General features: G+C 58.2%; 20 protein-coding genes and 1 tRNA gene. 12 read left to right on the top strand and 9 right to left on the bottom strand.

Going from position 1 to position 21,016, the window contains the following annotated elements; all coding sequences use genetic code 11:
• Positions 1 to 82: 82 nt before the first annotated feature.
• From ychF to C7H10_RS01770, 8 genes are all read right to left on the bottom strand, one after another.
• Positions 83 to 1,174, bottom strand: coding sequence for a redox-regulated ATPase YchF (gene ychF / locus C7H10_RS01735; protein WP_061333290.1), 1,092 nt, complete (start codon positions 1,172 to 1,174; stop codon positions 83 to 85).
• 83 nt (positions 1,175 to 1,257) lie between these two features.
• Positions 1,258 to 1,848 carry an aminoacyl-tRNA hydrolase gene (pth, locus tag C7H10_RS01740; RefSeq protein WP_106693435.1) on the bottom strand — a complete coding sequence of 197 codons (591 nt, stop codon included), beginning with the start codon at positions 1,846 to 1,848 and terminating at the stop codon, positions 1,258 to 1,260.
• 21 nt (positions 1,849 to 1,869) lie between these two features.
• Entirely contained in the window at positions 1,870 to 2,508 is a 639-nt protein-coding gene (locus C7H10_RS01745) for a 50S ribosomal protein L25/general stress protein Ctc (protein WP_061333314.1), read from the bottom strand.
• Positions 2,509 to 2,673: 165 nt separating this feature from the next.
• Entirely contained in the window at positions 2,674 to 3,624 is a 951-nt protein-coding gene (locus C7H10_RS01750) for a ribose-phosphate diphosphokinase (protein ID WP_061333292.1), read from the bottom strand.
• 52 nt (positions 3,625 to 3,676) lie between these two features.
• Positions 3,677 to 3,751, bottom strand: a tRNA-Gln gene (locus tag C7H10_RS01755).
• 22 nt (positions 3,752 to 3,773) lie between these two features.
• A complete protein-coding gene (gene ispE, locus C7H10_RS01760; protein ID WP_106693437.1) occupies positions 3,774 to 4,637 on the bottom strand; it encodes a 4-(cytidine 5'-diphospho)-2-C-methyl-D-erythritol kinase in 864 nt (287 codons plus the stop codon).
• 4 nt (positions 4,638 to 4,641) lie between these two features.
• The gene (gene lolB, locus C7H10_RS01765; protein ID WP_106693438.1) at positions 4,642 to 5,268 is read right to left on the bottom strand and encodes a lipoprotein insertase outer membrane protein LolB; all 627 of its coding nucleotides are present in this window, start codon (positions 5,266 to 5,268) and stop codon (positions 4,642 to 4,644) included.
• Positions 5,268 to 7,019 (bottom strand): tetratricopeptide repeat protein, encoded by a 1,752-nt coding sequence (locus C7H10_RS01770; RefSeq protein ID WP_106693440.1) that lies wholly within the window; start codon positions 7,017 to 7,019, stop codon positions 5,268 to 5,270. Before C7H10_RS01770 ends, lolB begins: the two co-directional genes overlap by 1 nt.
• Before the next feature lie 234 nt (positions 7,020 to 7,253).
• Here C7H10_RS01770 and hemA point away from each other — a divergent pair, with 234 nt between their 5' ends.
• From hemA to C7H10_RS01790, 4 genes are read left to right on the top strand one after another with little or no spacing between them, the layout of a single operon-like run.
• On the top strand, positions 7,254 to 8,543 hold the full coding sequence (gene hemA, locus C7H10_RS01775) for a glutamyl-tRNA reductase (protein ID WP_061333296.1): 1,290 nt from the start codon (positions 7,254 to 7,256) through the stop codon (positions 8,541 to 8,543).
• A complete protein-coding gene (gene prfA / locus C7H10_RS01780; RefSeq protein WP_106693441.1) occupies positions 8,540 to 9,628 on the top strand; it encodes a peptide chain release factor 1 in 1,089 nt (362 codons plus the stop codon). Before hemA ends, prfA begins: the two co-directional genes overlap by 4 nt.
• Positions 9,618 to 10,472, top strand: a complete 855-nt coding sequence (gene prmC, locus C7H10_RS01785; RefSeq protein WP_106693443.1) for a peptide chain release factor N(5)-glutamine methyltransferase — start codon at positions 9,618 to 9,620, stop codon at positions 10,470 to 10,472. Before prfA ends, prmC begins: the two co-directional genes overlap by 11 nt.
• Positions 10,473 to 10,483: 11 nt before the next feature.
• Complete coding sequence (locus C7H10_RS01790) at positions 10,484 to 11,230, top strand: HesA/MoeB/ThiF family protein (RefSeq protein ID WP_106693444.1); 747 nt, start codon at positions 10,484 to 10,486, stop codon at positions 11,228 to 11,230.
• 136 nt (positions 11,231 to 11,366) lie between these two features.
• Here the strand turns inward: C7H10_RS01790 and phrB are convergent, their stop codons facing one another.
• Positions 11,367 to 12,758 carry a deoxyribodipyrimidine photo-lyase gene (phrB, locus tag C7H10_RS01795; RefSeq protein WP_106693446.1) on the bottom strand — a complete coding sequence of 464 codons (1,392 nt, stop codon included), beginning with the start codon at positions 12,756 to 12,758 and terminating at the stop codon, positions 11,367 to 11,369.
• Between the two features lie 139 nt (positions 12,759 to 12,897).
• On the opposite strand from phrB, the gene C7H10_RS01800 reads away from it, so the two are divergent.
• The 8 genes from C7H10_RS01800 to C7H10_RS01835 all read left to right on the top strand — a co-directional run bounded on the left by C7H10_RS01800 (position 12,898) and on the right by C7H10_RS01835 (position 21,012).
• The gene (locus C7H10_RS01800; RefSeq protein ID WP_106693447.1) at positions 12,898 to 13,710 is read left to right on the top strand and encodes a hypothetical protein; all 813 of its coding nucleotides are present in this window, start codon (positions 12,898 to 12,900) and stop codon (positions 13,708 to 13,710) included.
• A gap of 22 nt (positions 13,711 to 13,732) precedes the next feature.
• The gene (locus tag C7H10_RS01805) at positions 13,733 to 14,620 is read left to right on the top strand and encodes a mechanosensitive ion channel family protein (protein ID WP_106693448.1); all 888 of its coding nucleotides are present in this window, start codon (positions 13,733 to 13,735) and stop codon (positions 14,618 to 14,620) included.
• A complete protein-coding gene (locus tag C7H10_RS01810) occupies positions 14,601 to 15,092 on the top strand; it encodes an ATP-dependent zinc protease family protein (RefSeq protein WP_106693449.1) in 492 nt (163 codons plus the stop codon). Before C7H10_RS01805 ends, C7H10_RS01810 begins: the two co-directional genes overlap by 20 nt.
• A 2-nt stretch (positions 15,093 to 15,094) precedes the next feature.
• The gene (rimK, locus tag C7H10_RS01815) at positions 15,095 to 16,000 is read left to right on the top strand and encodes a 30S ribosomal protein S6--L-glutamate ligase (protein WP_058091875.1); all 906 of its coding nucleotides are present in this window, start codon (positions 15,095 to 15,097) and stop codon (positions 15,998 to 16,000) included.
• A gap of 6 nt (positions 16,001 to 16,006) precedes the next feature.
• Entirely contained in the window at positions 16,007 to 17,074 is a 1,068-nt protein-coding gene (locus C7H10_RS01820) for a succinylglutamate desuccinylase/aspartoacylase family protein (RefSeq protein ID WP_106693451.1), read from the top strand.
• Between the two features lie 14 nt (positions 17,075 to 17,088).
• Positions 17,089 to 17,514: a secondary thiamine-phosphate synthase enzyme YjbQ gene (locus tag C7H10_RS01825; protein ID WP_058091873.1), complete on the top strand. Its 426-nt coding sequence runs from the start codon at positions 17,089 to 17,091 to the stop codon at positions 17,512 to 17,514.
• Between the two features lie 240 nt (positions 17,515 to 17,754).
• Positions 17,755 to 18,732 (top strand): TAXI family TRAP transporter solute-binding subunit, encoded by a 978-nt coding sequence (locus tag C7H10_RS01830; protein WP_106693452.1) that lies wholly within the window; start codon positions 17,755 to 17,757, stop codon positions 18,730 to 18,732.
• 84 nt (positions 18,733 to 18,816) lie between these two features.
• A complete protein-coding gene (locus tag C7H10_RS01835; RefSeq protein WP_106693453.1) occupies positions 18,817 to 21,012 on the top strand; it encodes a TRAP transporter permease in 2,196 nt (731 codons plus the stop codon).
• The last annotated feature ends 4 nt before the right edge of the window (positions 21,013 to 21,016 follow it).

A 21,016-nucleotide genomic window follows, 5' to 3' on the forward strand; every position in this document is an offset into this window, starting at 1 on the left:
CGGGGCGTGCCCCAAACGAGGCGCGTATTTTCGGTATTTGGGCCCAAGGTGTCAAGGCTTTGGGGCCAAAAATCCGGAAAAATTACACGTTAAACCGGAAGTGAATTACGTCGCCATCCTTAACGATGTATTCCTTGCCTTCCAGGCGCCATTTGCCGGCATCCTTGGCGCCGGCTTCGCCGTTGTACTGCACGAAATCGTCGTAGCTGATGACTTCGGCGCGGATGAAGCCGCGCTCGAAGTCGGTGTGGATAACACCGGCAGCCTGCGGTGCGGTGGCACCGATTTTAACCGTCCAGGCACGAACTTCTTTTACGCCGGCGGTGAAGTAGGTTTGCAGGCCAAGCAGGCCGTAACCGGCGCGGATCACGCGGTCCAGGCCGGGCTCTTCCATGCCCATTTCGTCCAGGAACATGGCTTTCTCTTCGTCTTCCAGCTCGGAGATTTCGGCTTCCATCTTGTTGCAGATGGGCACCACCACGGCATTCTCTGAGGCGGCAATTTCGCGAACCTTGTCCAGGTGTGGGTTGTTCTCGAAGCCGTCTTCATTCACGTTGGCGATGTACATGGTGGGCTTGACGGTGAGCAGGCACAGCTCGCGTACCAGGGCCATCTGGTCTTTGTCCAGGCCCATGCTGCGCACCGGTTTGCCTTCATTCAGCACCGGCAGCAGCTTCTCGAACATTTCCAGCTGGGCCTTGGCCTCTTTGTCGCCGCTCTTGGCTACCCGCTGCACGCGCTTGATAGCTTTCTCGACGGTGTCCAGGTCGGCCAGCGCCAGCTCGGTGTTGATCACTTCAATGTCAGATGCCGGGTCAACTTTGTTGGCCACGTGGATGACGTTGCCGTCTTCGAAGCAGCGCACTACATGGGCAATGGCGTCGGTCTGGCGGATGTTGGCCAGGAACTGGTTGCCCAGGCCTTCGCCTTTGGAGGCGCCGGCGACCAGGCCGGCGATGTCGACAAATTCCATGGTGGTGGGCACGACTCGCTCGGGCTTTACGATTTCGGCCAGTTTGGTCAGGCGTGGGTCGGGCATGGCCACCACGCCGGCGTTGGGTTCGATGGTGCAGAACGGGAAGTTCTCTGCGCCGATGCCGGCTTTGGTCAGTGCGTTGAACAGGGTAGATTTGCCGACGTTGGGAAGGCCGACGATGCCGCAGTTAAATCCCATGGAATGCCTCTGCTGGAACTGAAAAATTTGGGCGGATTATACCGGGGTATCGGTACGGGTGCGAGTAAGGGGATGTGCCTTGCTCAGGGGGTCGGTTTGAAACTGTGTAACCGGTTCATAGCAGCAGCCAGTTTGCCGTTGGCGGCTTCTGGTAATACTCGCATGACTTCGTCGAACACGGCGCCCAGTTGCTCGGCTTCCTGTTTGCCGAGCCGGCCCAGTACAAAGCCGGTGACCTTACGGCTGTCGCCGGGATGGCCGATGCCAAGGCGTAGTCGCTGGAAGTCGTTGGTGCCGAGGTGGGCAATGGTGTCCCGCAGGCCATTATGACCACCGTGACCGCCGCCTTTCTTGAGTTTGGCCGTGCCGGGAGGCAGGTCGAGCTCGTCGTGGGCAACCAGAATCTGTTCAGGAGAGATCTTGAAGAAGTCCGCCAGGGCCTTGATGGCAATGCCGCTGCGGTTCATGAACGTGCTGGGGTTCAGGAGGTGCAGGTCGAGACCCTGCCACTGAATGCGGGCGTAAAGCCCGTGGTACTTCCGTTCGGGGCGTAGCGTCTGGCCCGCATGGCGGGCCAGCGCTTCGACGAACAGGGCGCCGGCGTTGTGGCGGGTATTCTCGTAGTCGGCGCCGGGATTTCCCAGGCCAACCACCATGACAATATCCTGTGCCATTCGCCTTTGCCCCCGGAGTGATTACTCCTCGCCGCCTTCCTCGCCTTCGGCGTCCGCGGCGTCGTCCGCCTTGGCACCTTTCGGCTTGTGGATAGAGGCAACCGGCTGGTCGTGGTCTTCACCCTGCAGCAGGGCAGCAACACGAACGCCTTTCGGCAGTTTCAGGTCGCTCAGGTGGACAACCTGGTCCATGGCGACGTCAGTCAGGTCAACTTCGATGAACTCAGGCAGGTTCTGCGGCAGGCAGATAACTTCCACTTCGGTCATGGTGTGGGAAACAATACCACCCTGAAGCTTAACCGCCGGCGCTGTGTCTTCGTTCAGGAAGTGCAGCGGTACGTTAACGTGGATCTCGTGATCCTTGTCTACGCGCAGGAAGTCGGCGTGGGTCAGCAGCAGCTTGTACGGGTGGCGCTGCAGATCCTTCAGGATCACGCTTTCTTTTTTGCCCTGAATGTCGATGGTCAGAATGTGAGAGAAGAAGGCTTCGTTTTCGAGGGCCTTTTTCAGCTCGTTGTGCCAGATGGAGACCGGCGTTGCGTCTTTTCCGCCACCGTAGATGATGGCCGGGATTTTACGCTCTTCGCGACGCAGGCGGCGGCTCGCACCTTTCCCCTGATCGTCACGAGGAAATGCTTCAATAAGGAATTCCTGAGACATGGTATGTACCTCGTTGTTCATCTGAACGGCCCGCGACCAGGCTCGGGACAGATGAGTTCTTTGAATGACCGGATTTTTCCGATCGACTAAAAGATTCGGGAGCCCTGTTGGACTCCCGACCCGAAAACTGCCTTTAAAGTCTGAGTGTTACGGAGCTTGGCCCGTTCAGACGTTCTCAAACATGGCGCTGATGGACTCTTCGTTGCTCACGCGACGAATCGATTCCGCAAGCAGTCCAGCCATGCTGAGGGGGCGGATTCTAGCACAATTTTTGGCTTTGTCACCCAGTGGAATGGTGTCGCACACCACCAGTTCGTCCAGCTCCGAGTTGTTGATGTTCTCGACAGCCGGGCCGGACAGCACCGGGTGGGTAATATAGGCGACTACGCGGGAGGCGCCGTGCTCTTTCAGGGCGTTGGCTGCCTTGCACAGGGTGCCGGCGGTATCGACGATGTCGTCAACCAGAATGCAGGTTTTGTCTTTGACGTCACCGATGATGTGCATAACCTGGGAAACGTTGGCCTTCGGGCGGCGTTTGTCGATGATGGCCAGGTCGGCATCATCCAGACGCTTGGCAACGGCGCGGGCACGTACAACACCGCCTACATCCGGAGATACCACGACAAAGTTTTCGAACCGCTGCTTTTCGATGTCTTCAAGCAACACCGGGGTGGCGTAGATGTTGTCCACCGGGATGTCGAAGAAGCCCTGAATCTGGTCAGCGTGGAGGTCGACGGTCAGCACACGGTCGACGCCGATGCTGGAAATCATGTCAGCAACCACTTTGGCGCTGATGGCTACCCGGGTAGAGCGAACGCGACGATCCTGGCGGGCGTATCCGTAGTAAGGGATAACGGCGGTGATCCGTGTGGCGGAAGCGCGGCGCAGGGCGTCGGCCATCACGATCAGTTCCATCAGGTTGTCGTTGGTGGGGTAGCAGGTGGGCTGGATAATGAAAACGTCGTGACCACGAACATTTTCATTGATCTCAACGGTGGTCTCACCATCGCTGAAACGGCCAACGGTGGCCTGGCCCATGGGAATATGCAGTTTCCTGGCAATATCGCGCGCCAGTTCAGGGTTGGCATTGCCAGCGAAGATCATCAATTTGGACACGACAGCATCCTTCTCAGTATCGGCGTTTGATTCAGAAGAAGCGGGAGAAAGGTGGCTGGGGTGGCAGGATTCGAACCTGCGCATGACGGGATCAAAACCCGTTGCCTTACCACTTGGCGACACCCCAATATCATCGTGCTTTCTTGGCATCATTTCAGCTCTGTCAGCTTTTTGTGCAGAGGTGAATGGTTCACCCCTTTAGCTACGAACCCCGTGATGCCGGAGGGTTTGCTTTCCCAGATAATCCGGGCTGCGGATTCTGTCGGGAAACGTCCAAAAATGCAAGCCCCGGTTCCGGTTAATCTTGCAGGTCCGAATTGTGAAAGCCATTCCAGGCTCTTGTTAACCTCAGGATACAGTTTTCGAACTACATCCTCACAGTCGTTTCGGTACCTCGAGGCGTCTCCCTCAAAAGCGGGCGCTATTTTCATTTTTGGGGTGTCCCTTGTCAACCCTTCTTCCGAAAAAATCTTCCCGGTGTTTATTTCGCAGTCAGGCTTGAGGACCACAAACCAGTCTTCCGGCGGATTGGCGGGCGTGAGCTTTTCGCCCACCCCTTCGCCAATGGCGGAGCGGCCGCGAACGAACACCGGCACATCGGCGCCCAGATCCAGGCCCAGCTCGGCAAGCTCGTCTTCATCAAGATGCAGTTCCCAGAGGTGGTTAAGTGCCACCAGGGTGGTCGCGGCGTTAGAGCTGCCGCCACCGAGGCCGCCGCCCATGGGAAGTCGTTTTTGAATGCGGATCGTCACGCCGGGCAATGCATGGCTGGCGCGTTCGGCCAGGGCATGGGCTGCGCGAATAATGAGGTTGTCGTTGTCAGGTACCCCGGGAACCGGTTCCTCAAGGCGTATGCGGGCATCCCCCGGGGTCAGGGTGAAGGTGATCTCGTCGCCGTAATCGAGAAACTGAAACAGGGTTTGCAGTTCGTGATAGCCATCGGGTCGTCTGCCCACGATGTGCAGGAACAGGTTGAGCTTGGCCGGCGAGGGCAGGGTAATGCTGTTGCTCATGTGCTCAGTCCTTTCTCTGCCAGTCACTGATCACCACTCGAACGCGCTTGTCGTCCTTCAGGGCGGTGATTCGGGCGGGGAGCTGAGGCAGGTCATCAATGAACGCCTGCCAGCGATCGTAGCGGATTTCCCAGCCGTCCTGGCGAATGATGGCTAGCCGTTGCTGGTCATCGAACAATAACCGGAAATTGCCGTCTGGTGCCGGCAGGCCACGAATCCACCAGGCCAGGTTGTCGATGGGCAGCTGCCAGCCAGTTGCGGCCTGTACGAGCTGTTCCGGGTTCGTTGACTGGTAGGTGTCGCCGTTAGCCAGTTGCAGTTCGAGAAATCCCGGTGTTCCGCGCAGGCTGGTGCTACCCATTCCGAGAAAGGACGACGATAGCGCCAGGTCGTATTGCTCGCCTTGCTGTTCCCAGTAATTAATGACTGCGGTGCCGCTGTCCGATGGTTGGCGCACCGCAAGTTTCCCGGAAAGCTGCCAGTGATTGAATTGACCCAGTGTGCGGGACTGTTCAGCCCAGTTGGCTGGGGGTTGGTCGGTCATGCCTTCCGGGAGTGGTTCCAGCTGAATGGTGGTACAGCCGCCCAGCAGGCTCAGTACCAGCAGGGCGGCGAATAAATTCTTCAACATCAGGAGTTTCCGTTGCCGGTCAGGCGTTGGATGGTTTCAATCAGAATGTCGTGGTCCGGATCCTGTTCCAGGCCTTCCTCCCAGATAACGCGGGCCTGTTCTTCATTTCCGCTGACCCAGAGGGCTTCGCCGTAATGGGCGGCTACTTCCGGGTCCGGGTAGGCGGCCCAGGCGTCAGCCAGGTATTCGAGGGCGGCTTCGGTGTCGCCCTGGCGGAACAGTACCCAGCCCATGCTGTCGAGAATGGCGGGATTGTCCGGATCCAGGGCCAGGGCCTGTTCGATGTAACTGCGGGCTTCATCCAGGCGCTCGGTGCGAATGGTCAGGATGTACCCGAGCGCATTCAGCGCCACCGCGTTGTCTGGTTGACTCGATAAGATGGCCCTGAGGTCATCTTCCGCCTGTTCGGTGTTGCCCAGAGAGTCGTGCAGCATGGCCCGGGCGTAGCGGATCTGAATGTTTTCAGGAAAGGCCTCAAGGGCATGGTTGGCGGCTGCCATGGCGTCTTGTTCGCGCTGCTGGTCGAGCAGCAGGTTGACTTCAAGGAGCCAGAAATTTTCAGCCTGTCCAGGGTTTGAATCCCTCAATGTATCAATCTTGGCAAGTGCGCTATCCAGATCCCCGGTCTCGGCTTGCAGTTCACTTGCCCGGGCGAGGGCCGGAAAGAAGTAATTGCCGCCTTCCACGCTCATGTAGTAGCCGATGGCATGGGTGATGTTGCCGGCATCCTCCTCTATGCGGCCAAGGTAGTAGCTGGCTTCATCGGTGTGGTGGCCCTGTTCGATCAGTTCCGTAAGCTCCTCTTTTGCCAGCTCCGGCTGACGATTTTCCAGGGCAACCAGAGCGAACGACAGCCGCAGTCCCGGGGTCTGGGGGTAGCGTTTGACCAGTCGCTCGAACTCGTCCTGGGCAGCCTGAAGTTCTCCCTCGTTAATCAGGATACGGCCGTAAAGCGTGCCCAGTTGCCGGTTGGCCGGGAATCGCCGGGTGTTTGTGGTCAGGTAAGTCAGGGCTTCTCGTGTTTGACCGGTCTGGTGCAGCAGGTCGCCTTTGAGTGCGATGGCGGGCTGGAAGTTGGGTTGCTGATTGGTGAGCCGCTCAATGCGCTCCAGGGCCTGCTCCGGGGCGCCGGTGATTTTCAGGAGCAGGGCAATGCTGTACTCAAGCTCGGGATTGTCCGGATGCCGTTCAGCCAGTCGCTCGTAGAGCTGCAGCAACTCCCGTTGCTGGGCCGGTGGCAGGTTGGCAGACATCGCCGCCAGGCTGTCAAAGTCCGCGTCCTCTCCCTGCTCCATAATGCGTTCCATATGGACCAGCGCGGTTTCAAGATCCTGGCGTTTGACCGCCTGAATCGCGGAAACCCGGTGTGCCAGCAGGTTGTCGGGCTCCAGTTGTAGCCATAGGTCTGCCAGTTGCTGCTGCGCGTTATCGGCATTCAGGGACTGGGCAATGCGCATGGCACGGGTGATGACGCCGCGGTCCTTTGAGGTTTTGGCTGCCTGCAGGTAGTTGACCAGGGTTACGTCATAGCGCCCACGCTGGGCGGCAATCTCCGCCGCCAGAAGTTGGTAAAGCACCTCCGGCTCGAAATCCGCATAACGAATCTCTTCCTGTGGCGTCGGGGTGACCGCTATGGGAGTAGGTTCATCAGCCTTTGGTTCTGTTGTTTCGGAAAAGCTGGCGCAGCCGGGCAGGGCGGCAATGGTGAAGGCCAGCAGGCTGGTAACCAGATACGGTGCGGATTTTTGCATGCAACTTCCCGTGTGCTGTCGGCAGTACGTCAGAGTATGTTCTGTTCTGCCGTAGAATTGAGGCAGATCGGGTTTAGGCCGTGGCCGAGCCTCTATAATGGCATAAGCATTATAACTTGCCCAACCTGTCCGCAGTTCCCGAAGGCGGCGTGTTTTCGGGTGGCAGGCGGTGGCCCTCACCGGTAGAATGGCACAATATGATCCACGACTGGCATAAGGTTTTTTAACCTCGAAATGGCATTGCTGACACTGGGAATCAATCACCGAACCGCACCCGTGGAGATCCGCGAACGTGTGGCTTTTACCCCGGAGCGGATGGCGGAAGCCTTCTCGGAACTCCGGGCGGCGTCCGGTGCCAGCGAAGCGGCTATTCTGTCTACCTGCAACCGCACGGAGCTTTATCTGGCCGGGGACGACGACTGCGCGCCCACGGTGCTGCGCTGGTTGGCCGGTTTTCACGAGCTGGATGTGGCCGACCTGGAAGAAGTGCTCTACGTTCACCGGGATTCCGAGGCCGTTCGCCATATGATGCGCGTAGCGGCGGGGCTGGATTCCATGGTGCTGGGCGAACCGCAGATCTTCGGGCAGTTAAAGGATGCCTACTCCCTGGCCCGCGAGCACGGTGCCACCGGCTCTTTCCTGTCCCGCCTGTTTGAGCAGACGTTCTCGGTAGCCAAGCGGGTTCGAACCCAGACAGCCATCGGGGAAAACCCTGTGTCAGTGGCCTATGCCTCTGTCAGCATGGCGCATCATATCTTTGCCGACATGTCCCGCAACAAGGCGTTGCTGATTGGCGCGGGCAAAACCATTGAACTGGTCTCCCGCCACCTGGCCGATGCCGGCGTGAGAGACTTCCTGGTCGCCAATCGCACCCTGGAACGAGCCCAGGCGCTGGCCGAACTGCACGGTGGCAAGGGCATTGTGCTGTCGGAAATTCCCGATCACCTGGCGGACGTCGACATCATCATTTCCTCCACGGCCAGCCCGTTGCCAATACTTGGCAAGGGTGCGGTGGAGCGCGCGTTGAAGAAGCGCAAGCATCGCCCGTTCTTTATGGTCGACATTGCGGTACCCCGGGATATTGAACCGGAGGTTGGGTCGCTGGCCGATGTGTATCTTTATACCGTCGACGATCTGCGGCAGGTAATCGAAGAAAACATCCGCTCCCGTGAAGGTGCTGCCCGCGAAGCCGAGAACCTGATCAGCAGTGGCGTGCAGGAATTCCTGGATCAGCTCCGGGCCCTGGATGCGGTCTCTACCCTGAAGGTGTTCCGCCAGCGTGCCGAACTGCTGCGGGATGTCGAATCTGAAAAGGCCCTGCGTGCTCTACGCAACGGCGTTGATCCCGAGACCGTCTTGCGCAGCCTGGCGCGGGGCCTCACCAACAAACTGCTTCACCAGCCCTCTGTGCAAGTGCGTAAAGCCATGGCCGAGGGCCGCACCGAAGTTACCGAATGCCTGCGGGAGCTGTATCAGCTTGATGCCCTGGAAGCTGACGAGCCCACCACCACGGAAAAATTATGAAGCCATCGATCCAGTCCCGCCTCGAACAGCTTGTTGAACGGTTCGAGGAGGTCAACGCGTTGTTGAGCGATGCCTCGGTGATTGCTAACCAGGACAAATTCCGGGAACTGTCCCGGGAATTTGCTGAGATTGAACCGGTGGTGAAGTGCTTCCAGGCCTGGTGCCAATCCCATGAAGATATCGCGGAGGCGAAAGAGCTGGCCAAAGACGGCGATGCCGACATGCGTGCCATGGCGGAAGAAGAGCTGGCCGCCGCCGAAGCGCGTAGTGAAGAGCTTGATGAAGAACTTCAGCGATTGATGCTGCCGAAAGACCCGAACGACACCAAGAATGTGTTCCTGGAAGTGCGCGCCGGTACCGGCGGTGACGAAGCCGCGATTTTTGCCGGCGACCTGTTCCGCATGTATTCCCGTTATGCGGAAAAACACCGTTGGCAGGTGGAAGTGCTGAGCGAGAACGAGGGTGAGCACGGCGGCTACAAAGAAGTCATCGCCCGGGTGTCAGGAGATGGCGTCTACGGAACGCTCAAGTTTGAGTCTGGAGCCCACCGGGTGCAGCGGGTACCGGAAACCGAATCCCAGGGCCGCATTCACACCTCCGCCTGTACCGTGGCGGTGATTCCAGAGGCTGATGAATCCGAAGCCATCGAAATCAACAAAGCTGATTTGCGGGTAGACACCTTCCGCTCCTCCGGCGCTGGTGGCCAGCACGTCAACAAAACCGACTCTGCCATCCGCATTACCCACCTGCCCACCGGCATAGTGGTGGAGTGCCAGGAAGAACGTTCGCAGCACAAGAACCGCGCCAAGGCCCTGAGCCTGCTGGCGTCCCGGCTGCAGAATGCCGAGCTGGAGAAACAGCAGAAGAGCATGGCGGAAACCCGCAAAAGTTTGGTGGGCAGTGGCGACCGCTCGGAACGTATTCGCACCTACAATTTCCCCCAGGGCCGGGTGACTGACCACCGCATCAACCTCACCCTGTACAAGCTGGACGAGGTGATTGCCGGCGATCTCGACGCCGTGGTGGTCCCCCTGCAACAGGAACACCAGGCTGAATTGCTGGCAGAACTGGCCAATGAGCAGTGAGTCCTCGCTGACCTGTGAAACCCTTCTGAATAACGCCATCGAACAGATTGGTGGCGATTCACCCCGCCTGGACGCTGAATTACTGTTGAGCCACGTAACCGGCCTGGGCCGTACCAGCTTCCGCGCCTGGCCCGAGCGGGAAGTTGCCCCTGATCAGGCGCAAGCGTTTCGCGAATTGGTGGCTGAACGGGTCAAGGGCTTACCCATCGCCTACCTGCTGGGGCAGCAGGAATTCTGGTCCTTGCCCCTGAAAGTCAGCCCTTCCACCCTGATTCCCCGGCCAGACACCGAATGCCTGGTGGAAACCGCGCTGGAATTGCCTTTGCCTGACAACGCCCGCGTGCTGGATCTTGGTACCGGTACCGGTGCCATTGCCCTGGCGCTGGCCAGCGAGAAAGCTAAGTGGCAGATTATGGCCAGCGATCGCGTTGAAGAAGCTGTCGAGCTGGCCCGTGAAAATAGTCGTTCTTTGCAGTTGCCGATCACCGTGGTGCAGAGCCACTGGTTCGGCCAGATTTCGGAGAGTGGCTTTGACCTGCTGATCTCCAACCCGCCCTATATACCCGCCAGTGACGGTCACCTGCATGAAGGCGACGTACGCTTTGAACCGCCATCCGCGTTGGTGGCGGGTGACGATGGCCTGGACGACATCCGGTTACTGGTCACCGAAGGCTTCAAACGCCTGAATCCCGGTGGCTGGATGCTGCTGGAACACGGCTATGATCAAGGCGATGCCGTGCGGGATTTGTTTGCGAAAGCCGGATGGCTCAACATAGAAACCCGCAAAGACTACGGTGGGAATGACCGAATGACCCTTGCCCGAAAACCGGCCAGCGACCAGTAGCGAGACCCCTCATGCTCAGCGACGAAGAACTACTCCGATACAGCCGCCAGATCCTGATGCCCCGGTTCGACATCGCCGGCCAGGAAAAACTCAAGGCCGCCCATGTGCTGGTCATCGGCGCCGGTGGTTTGGGTTGCCCTGTTGCGTTGTATCTGGGCTCAGCCGGCGTTGGCCATCTGACCCTGGTAGACGACGACCAGATCGAACTGGCCAACCTGCAACGGCAGGTAGCTTTTGAACAGAGCTGGCTTGGCGATTCAAAAGCGGAGCGCCTGGCGGAGCGGGTAAGGGCGATTAACCCGGAGATCACCGTTAATGCGGTGAATCGGCGGGTGGATGGCGACGACCTCAAACAGCTGGTTGCCGAATCCACTCTGGTCCTCGATTGCACCGACAACTTCAATACCCGCTTTGCCCTGAATCGGGCTTCGGTCGCCAACAAGGTCCCGCTGGTATCCGGTGCTGCCATCCGTGGTGAAGGGCAGTTGTCTGTTTACGATCCCCGAGCGTCGGATAGCCCCTGCTACCACTGTTTATACCCTGAACAGGGTAACGAGGACCTGACCTGCTCCGAGGCTGGTGTTATTGCTCCCCTGGTGGGAATGATCGGCTCAGCTCAGGCGATGGAAGCAATAAAAGTGATCTCAGAGGTAGGCAAGCCCCTGGTCGGTCGGTTGCTCATACTCGATGCCTGGCAGATGGAGTGGCGGGAGATGAAGCTGGCTAAAGATCCTGATTGTCCGGTGTGTTCCTCGTGATTTCGGAGTAAGGCAGGGTTGGGGGAGGCCTTTCCAAAACACGCCGTGAATACATCCCTGTAGGCTCCGCTCCGCCATCCCTGGCTCCGCAGGGTTTTGGAAAGGCCTCCCCCAACCCCGCCTGCCAACTTCTGAGTTAGTCCTTTAGCGCCTGAAACTTTGCGATGGCTTCCTTGCGACTTTCTTTCAGATCGACAATCGGTCTGGGATAGCCTTTTGGAATAATGCCCCCCTTTGCCGGCTCATGAATCCGTTTGTTATCCAGCTTGGCCAGCTCAGGCACCCACTGCCGAATAAACTCCCCCTTCGGGTCAAAGCGCTCGCTTTGTGTTACCGGATTGAACACCCGAAAATAAGGTGCTGCATCGGTACCGGTTGAGGCACTCCACTGCCAGCCGCCATTATTGGACGCCAGAAAACCATCCACCAGATTCTGCATGAACCAGGCTTCGCCCAGCCGCCAGTCGATAAACAGGTTCTTGGTCAGGAACATGGCGGTGATCATTCTCAGGCGGTTATGCATCCAGCCGGTTGTCTTTAGCTGACGCATAGCCGCGTCCACAATCGGGATACCTGTTTGGCCTTCCTTCCATGCTTCAAAATGTTCGCCCGGCTCGTTCCATACCAGCGCTTCTGTTTCCGGTTTGAATGCACGGTGCATGCTGACGCGCGGATAGTGGTAAAGAATGTGAACGTAAAAATCGCGCCAGGCGATTTCATTGATCCACGTCTCGATGCCGTCGCCGGAGATGCCGGACTGCCGTGCGGCAATCAGGCACTGGCGGCCGGACAAAACGCCATTGGCCAGATAAGGCGAGAGTTGGCTGTTGCCGTCCACGGCCGGGAAATCCCGGTTGTCTTTGTAGCCTTTTGCCCGTTCTTCCAGGAAATTATCCAGTTGCTGATGGGCGGCATCTTCGCCCGTGGCCACCAAGGGTTTCGGTGCATCTTTGAACGGTGCCGGTGGGGTGTCGGTTTGCTCGGCTTCTACCTCTGGCCCCATGGACGAAGGCGCCGGGTACAGGGTGGGCTGGGTTTCCTCTATCCAGCTGCGCCAGCGCCGGGAGAATGGAGTGAAAACCGAATAGGGTTCGTTCTGCTGGGTCAGAATCTGGCCCACCGGGGCCACGGTCTGGTCCCGGTACTTGGCAACCCGAATACCCAGGTTCGTCAGCCGGTCGTGGGCCTGTTTGTCTCGGCGGCGCTCGTTGACGCCGTACTCTTCATTGAAGTGCAGGCCTGCAATCTGGTGTTGTTTGCAGAATGCCTCCAGCTTGTCGAGGCTTTCAGCAAAGGTATCCGCGTAAAGAAATGACATGGTAATGCCCAGCTTGGCCAGCTGGCGGGCCAGAACATTGGCGTGCTCAAGCACGAACTGCACCCGCGCGGCGGACCAGTCGTGCTCCTGCCATTGCCCCAGCGTCACCAGGAAACAGGCCTTCACGGGTTTGCTGCGGGCGCAGGCGGCAGTCAGGGCGGCGTTGTCGGCCAGGCGGAGGTCGTTGCGGAACCAGACCAGTTCTGTCATTGGGAAGCGTACCCCTGAATGTGAAGCATAGGTGAAATTACAGGCGATAAATCATTGGCTTGTATATTCGCTGCAACTACCGGATTGGATTATAGTTAAGCAGACTAGCCGTATACGAAACAGGAGCCTTTTTCTCGGCATGATTGAAGCTACCGAAAGCCAGCGCGACGGTGTCTGGGCACACCCATACCAACTGGCTTCGGGCCAGACACAGCAGCACCAGCTTGGCCATAAACGATTATGGGTGACCCTGTTGGATCTGGAGTGGCAGATTCGGGAAGAGAAAATTGACGTCGAGTCTGATCCCCAGCACTGGCTGGAAACCACCGGCTACACTCTGCCTTCGGCCGAGATTGCTGCTCAGCGTTTCGTTCGCTCCAGCGACAACGGCGTGGTGAGTTTTTATCCGGCCATGGCCAGCCTGCCAACGGTGATTCGTCCTTTTCAGCCCCTGACAATTCCGCCTGGCGCCCGTTGCGTTCTCTACGTGGGAACCGCACTCTGGATGAAAGTCTGCGTGGGTGAAGAGCGGCTGGAATTGGCGGAAATCCCGCTGGCGCCACCTTCCCTGACCTGGCTTGGCCGGAATACCCGTGAGGGTGAGTTGTGTTACGCCTCGTCGACATATGGGCGATTAGCGCTGGAAGCGGTACCCAAAAGGCCCTGGCGGGCGGTTACCCCAGTCACCATCATCAACAGTCGGGAGAAGCCGCTCCTGCTGGAGCGTTTCAGTATGCCTACGCCATTGCTGTCTCTGTATCGCAACGAGAAAGGGCAGCTGTGGACACCCGGTATCACTGTAGAATGCGAAACGGACATGAGTTCTGCCAGCCTGCAGATAGCGTCGTCTGTGGTTGCTGAGGCTGGCCCTTGCGAAGCCATCGCCCCGGCCCGGGAAAAGCTTGCCCGGGGCCGAAGGCTGGTTCGCGCCTTCGACCATATGTTTGGCTAACAGCCGCTACAGGAGCAGTTACGTGTTGGAAGCAATTCAGGCAACCATAACACAGGTGATCAATGGGATTGCCTGGGGGCAGTGGTTGTCCGCCGGATTCTTGCTGGCTCTGGGTATCGTTCTGGGTTCACTGGTGGCCCGCAGTGTTGGCCGCATGGTTGAGAGCCGGGTGTCTCGCCATCACATGGTGATGATTCGCCGGTTGTTCTTCTATGCAATCTTCATGTTGTTCGCCATGGCAGCGCTGCGCGAGGCTGGTTTTTCTCTCGAGGTTGTACTGGGTGCCGCCGGTATCCTGACCGTCGCCATTGGTTTTGCCTCGCAAACCTCAGCCTCCAACATCATCAGCGGGTTGTTCCTGGTCATGGAGAAACCCTTCGAGATTGGTGACTTTATCGAGGTGGATGCCACTATCGGGGAAATCGTTTCTATTGACCTGCTGAGTGTGAAACTGCGCACGCCGGACAACCTGTATGTGCGAATCCCCAATGAGACACTGATCAAGACCCGGTTGGTAAACCGCTCCCGCTTTCCCATTCGCCGGATTGATCTGACTGTGGGTATTGCCTACGCGGAAGATGTGGAGCGTGTCAGTGATCTGCTACTGGAGCTTGCTGAGAAGAATTCGGTTTGCCTGGAAGAGCCAAAACCCTTTGTATTGGTCACCGGTTTTGGTGCGTCATCGGTGGATCTTCAGTTTTCTTTCTGGGTTCCTAAAGACAAATTCTTCGAGGGCCGTGGTGGCATGATGGTGGCCATCAAGAAAACACTGGACCAACAGGGTATCGAGATTCCGTTCCCCCATACCAGCATATACGCCGGTAGCCATTCCGCGCCCTTCCGTGTGCAGTTAATGGGCCCGGAACAACTGAAAGATAAGGACTCCCCGGATGTCGAGCGAGACAACTGAAGCAATCAAGAGCACTCAACCAATCCAGGCGGATAACAAGATCGCTCTGGGATGGCGGGAATGGGTGGCCCTGCCGGATCTGGATATTGGCCGCATCAAGGCGAAAGTGGATACCGGTGCGCGCACGTCGTGCCTGCACACCTTTCGCACCGAACCCTACACGGAGAACGGAGAGCGCAGAGTGAAGTTTTGGGTTCATCCCGTTCAGAATGATCTGCACCACGTGGTGGAATGCGATGCCAAAGTGCTGGATGAGCGCACGGTGTCGGATTCCGGTGGCCACAAAGAAATGCGGCTGGTGATAGAAACCACCCTGGTGGTGGGTGATCAGAGCTGGCCGATTGAAATGACACTGACAAACCGGGATTCCATGCGGTTCCGGATGTTGCTGGGCCGCACCGCCATGGCGGGCCGCTCCCTGGTTTACCCTGAAGCTTCCTACCTGGCCGGTAAGCCGGCATTAAGGACCTGAATATGAAAATTGCGGTACTGTCGCGAAACCGTCACCTGTACTCAACCCGGCGTCTGGTGGAGGAAGGCATTAACCGTGGCCACGAAGTGAAGGTGATCGATGCCCTGCATTGCTCCATGAACATCACCTCTGCGAACCCGTTGATCCATTATCACGAAGAGGTGCTGGAAGACTTCGACGTGGTGATTCCCCGGATTGGTGCCTCGGTCACCTTCTACGGCACCGCCGTGCTGCGCCAGTTCGAGATGATGGGGGTGTTTCCGCTGAACGAATCCGTGGCCATTACCCGTTCCCGGGATAAATTGCGTTCCCTGCAACTGCTGGCCCGAAAGGGCGTGGGCATGCCGGTCACCGGTTTCGCCAACAAACCGGACAACGTGCCGGAGCTGCTGAAGATGGTGGGCGGCGCGCCGGTGGTGATCAAGCTGCTACAAGGCACTCAGGGCATCGGCGTGGTGCTGGCGGAAACCCGCAAGGCGGCAGAGAGTGTGATTGAGGCCTTTATGGGCCTGAAGGCAGACATCCTGGTGCAGGAGTTCATCAAGGAAGCCGGCGGCGCTGACATTCGCTGTTTTGTGATCGGTGACAAGGTGATTGCCGCCATGAAACGCCAGGGCGCCGAGGGTGAGTTCCGCTCCAACCTGCACCGGGGTGGCACGGCCTCGCTGGTGCGGATTACTCCGGAAGAGCGCCGCACCGCCATTACCGCCGCCAAGGCCATGGGCCTGAACGTGGCGGGTGTGGACTTGTTGCGCTCCAGCCGTGGCCCGCTGGTGATGGAAGTAAACTCCTCGCCGGGCCTGGAAGGCATCGAGAATGCCACCGGCAAGAACGTGGCAGGCATGATCATCAACTGGACTGAAAAGAACTACAAACCCTGGAAAACCAAAACCCGGGGCAGGGGATAAGCGCGCATGGCAAGAGCACCGTTTGAAATCGCTGGCGTACAGGTAAAAGCCGGTACCCGGGAGACTGTGGAAGTCCCGGTGGCCAAACTCTACACCCACACACCGCTGCACATTCCCGTCGAGGTGGTGCACGGCCGCCGTGACGGCCCGGTACTGATGGTGTGTGGCGCGATTCATGGCGATGAAATCAACGGTGTGGAAATCATCCGCCGGGTGCTGAAAAACTCGGCCCTGCGGTATCTGCGCGGTACCCTGGTGGCAGTGCCCATTGTCAATATCTTCGGATTTGTGCAGCGCACCCGTTACCTGCCGGACCGCCGGGATCTGAATCGTTGCTTCCCGGGCTCGGAAACCGGTTCCCTGGGCGGCCGCATTGCTTACCTTTTGCGCACCCAGATTATGGAAAAGGTCACCCACATTATTGACCTGCACACCGGCGCCATTCACCGCTTCAACCTGCCGCAGATTCGCGCGGAACTGAAGAACCCGGAAACCTCCCGCATGGCGGATGCCTTTGGTGCGCCCATCATCATCAATGCCGGATTGCGGGAAGGCAGCCTGCGGGCCTACGCCGATTCCCTGGATATTCCGGTTATCACCTTTGAGGGGGGGGAAGCCCTGCGCTTTGATGATGTGGTGATTGCCAGTGGTGTGAAGGGAATTATCCGGGTGATGCGGGAACTGGAAATGGTGCCTGCCAAGAAAGGCCCGAGGGCGCCCAGAAAGCGCTCTGAAACAGCGGCTAATTCACAGTGGGTGCGGGCGGATATGGACGGCATCATGCGCCCGGTGGCCAGTCTCGGACAGAAGGTGCGTAAAGGCCAGAAACTGGCCATGGTGGCGGATCCCTTTGGTGAATCGGAGGTGGCGATCACGTCCCCCTGTTCCGGCATCGTGATCTGTGTGAACAACCTGCCACTGGTGAACGAAGGCGAGGCCATCTATCACATCGCCCGCTTCGACGAGCTGGGCGAAGCTGAAAAAGCCATGGACTACTTCCGCAGCTCCTTCGAGAGCGAAGTGTCGGAAGACGCGGTAGTGCCCGTACACCCCTGGGACGAACTGCAAAAATAACCGGAGGCGGCATCATGATCTGGCATCAGAACACCATCGAACTGGCCCCGCTGCCACGGGGCTTTCACCTGGTCACCAATGAAATTCTGGCCCAGGCGCCAGAGCTGACCAATTGCGAAGTGGGGCTGCTGCACCTGTTTATCCAGCACACTTCAGCCTCCCTGGCGGTCAACGAGAATGCCGATCCCGATGTCCGGGGCGACCTGGAGCGCCATTTCAACGTCATGGTGCCCCAGAATGCTCCGCATTATGAACACACCATGGAAGGCCCGGACGACATGCCGGCCCACATCAAGAGTGTGATGATCGGCCCGTCACTGACGCTGCCCATCAGTCATGGCCACCTGGCCCTGGGTACCTGGCAGGGTATCTATGTGTGTGAACACCGGGATAACGCCGGTAGCCGGAAGATTGTGGCGACGTTGCAGGGGCGTTGGTAAGCCACATTAACGTCACGGATATTATCGGGCCCGGATGGGTGGTGGCCTACCCAAACTCATTCCATTGATGGGTGGGAACCCGCCCATTATCACCGTCCGATAACAGCAACTCAGACTTAACCTTCTGTTCTTCGGCCGTTTTCCCGATCTGGCCTGGTGCTTGCTGATTGCTTCCCCCAGCGGGGCTCTTCTCTGGCCTCATCAGCACCCAACCAACAAGACCAATCGGGAGCACTCATTATGAGATTCCAATCCATTGCGGCGACTGCGCTCGCCTACGCTGTTTTTGCAACCCCTGTTCTGGCTCAGGATCGTTCCGGCTGGCCGGCCAGTTTTACCGTCGGTACGGCGAGCCAGGGCGGAACTTACTTCGCTTACGGATCTGGCTGGGCAAACTTTGTGGCGAAGAATCTGGGGGTTTCTGGTGGGGCTGAAATCACCGGTGGCCCGGTTCAGAACATGGCGCTGGTCCATACGGGTGATCTAAAGCTTGGCTTAACCACCATGGGCCCCGCCCGGGAAGCGGTTGATGGCCAAAGCCCCCTGGCTCCGGGAATGAAGATGGATAATGTCTGCGCCATGTTCCCGATGTACGAGACTCCTTTTTCTATTGCCGCGTTATCCAGTTCCGGTATTGCTTCGATCTCGGATATTCCACCTGGTGCAACGATCGGGTTTGGTCCCGCTGGCTCCACGTCTGATACCTATTTTCCACGCATGATGGAAGCCCTGGGTGTTGATTTTAAACGTCGCAATGGAAGTTGGTCCGATCTTGGGGGGCAGCTTCAGGACGGGTTGATTGATGTGGTGGCTTTCGCCGCAGGTATTCCCATTCCGGCGGTCAGTCAGTTAGAGGTGCAGACTGATGTGAACGTCATTGGCATGAATGATGACGAAGCAAAAACGATCACAGACAGTTTTCCGGTGTCGGAATTCATTATTCCGGCCAGCACCTATCAGTCACTGGACGAGCCTTCCCGTGTGGTGTCGATGTGGAACTTCGCCATGGTGAACTGCGATATGCCTGAAAGTTTCGTATACGAAGTCACCAAACTGACCATGGAAAACAATGCCGAGATGGTGTCAATCCATCGGGCTGCCCTTCATTCTGTCCCCGAAAACTACACCCAGAACCAGGCGCTGCCATGGCACCCGGGTGCGGCCCGCTGGTTTAACGAGAACGGCTACCCCATCGACGACGCGGCTATCAAACACTGATGGTTGTTGCCGGTGGGCCACTTTGCAGCTCACTGGCAACCGCTCGTTACCGATTTACCGCCTCCCGGACAGGCAGGACTTATCATGAACAAAAAACCATTCCAGAGTGGTGGAGACACACCGCTTGCAGAAAACCTGACGGTCAATGACGACCACATCCTGGCCCACAACGTGGATGACGAACCCGTAGAGGCCAACCGCCGACTGTTCACCGGTGTTCTGATGAAGTTCGTGGTGATGCTGGCCATTGCCTATTCTGCTTTTCACCTCTACATACTGAACGTGGCGCCCATGGAAACCTGGTCGTTCCGAATTGTGCACGTGGCCGGAGCACTGGTACTGGGCTTTGTCCTGTTTGCCGGTGCGCGGTTCGTGTCCGGTGATGAAGGCGGTGTTAGGCATCGCTGGACCACCTGGTTTGCGGCTGTTGCCCTGATTCCCGCTATCTACGCGTTGTATCAGATCTATGTATTCCATCAGATGATTCTGGACGGCGCCATGCGGATTCCCGCCGAGCTGGAAACCTGGCACTTTGGTTGGCCTCTGCTGGCCGCCTCTGGCGTGGGCATTGTGATGAGCTGGTTCCATCAACGTAATCGTGCTCGGTTCAGTGTGCCAGACCTGGTCTTGATCATCTGCTCGGTGGCCGTTGCAGCGTATCTGTTGGTGGTTTTCAACACGTCCATGCGTATGACCACCGGCACCGCCTTCGCCCCCGTGGGAATTTCCTTTGCGGCAGTGGCAGGCACAGCGCTGATTATGGAACTTACCCGCCGGGTAGCCGGCATGGCCCTGGTGGTCATTGCCCTGGTGTTTCTGGCTTATGTGTTTGCGGGCCCGTACCTGCCGGGATTCCTTGGCTATCCGGGCCTTTCGGTTCAACGGTTCTTCAGCCAGGTATACACCGATGCAGGTATTCTGGGGCCCACCACGGCGGTGTCCTCAACCTACATCATTCTGTTCATCATCTTCGCCGCGTTTCTGCAGGCTTCGAAAGTGGGTGACTATTTCGTCAATTTCGCGTTCGCGGCGGCCGGCCGTTCCCGGGGTGGCCCTGCCAAGGTGTCCATCTTCGCTTCCGGTCTGATGGGTATGATCAACGGCACCAGTGCCGGCAACGTGGTGTCTACCGGTTCCCTGACCATCCCGTTAATGAAGCGAGTTGGCTACAGCAAAAAATCGGCTGGCGCAGTCGAGGCGGCGGCATCCACGGGCGGGCAGATCATGCCACCGATTATGGGCGCCGGCGCGTTCATCATGGCCGAGATCACTGGCATCCCCTATACGGAGATTGCCATTGCCGCGGTGATTCCCGCGATTCTCTATTTCGCCTCGGTGTACTTCATGGTTGATTTCGAGGCCAAGAAACTGGGGATGCGGGGTATGCGTGCGGACGAACTGCCGGACCTTCGGCTGATGCTGCGCCAGGTCTATCTGTTTGTACCCATCATCATCCTTATCGTGGCGCTGTTTCAGGGCTACTCGGTGATTCGTGCCGGCACACTGGCCACTATTTCGGCGGCGGTGGTGAGCTGGATTTCGCCCAACAAGATGGGGTTGCGCCAGATTCTGCACGCGTTCGAGATAGCGGCCTACATGTCGATCCAGATCATTGTGGTCTGTGCAGCGGCCGGTGTGATTGTGGGAGTGATCTCACTGACCGGTGTTGGCGCCCGTTTCTCGGTGTTACTTCTGGATGTGGCGGCACACAGCAACCTGCTGGCGCTTGTGTTTGCCATGTTCATTTCCATCCTGCTGGGCATGGGCATGCCAACCACCGCGGCTTACGCGGTTGCAGCTTCGGTTGTCGCGCCCGGGTTGGTGCAGTTGGGCATTGAACCGCTTACGGCACACTTCTTTGTGTTCTACTTTGCCGTTGTCTCGGCGATTACACCGCCGGTGGCCCTGGCATCCTATGCGGCAGCGGGTATCTCCGGCGCTAATGCTATGTCTACTTCCGTAGCCTCCTTCCGTATCGGGATTGCCGCGTTTATTGTGCCGTTTATGTTCTTCTACAACAGTGCCTTATTGATGGACGGCGGCTGGTTCGAGATTGCTCGAGCGTTAATGACGGCAACCTTTGGCGTGTATCTGTTGTCGGCAGGTGTGCTGGGCTGGTTCGCCCGCTCCACAGCGCCGGTTCCGGTGCGGATTTTGCTGGTGGTTGCGGCCTTGCTCACCATCGAGGGCGGTTTATGGACTGATCTCGCGGGTATCGGGCTTGCACTCCTGGCGATCTTTATCCAGCGCAGAGTGGCACCGGCTCTGGCCGCCGCCTGACCTG

Origin of the sequence: Marinobacter shengliensis, assembly GCF_003007715.1 — a bacterium.
GTDB lineage: Bacteria > Pseudomonadota > Gammaproteobacteria > Pseudomonadales > Oleiphilaceae > Marinobacter > Marinobacter shengliensis.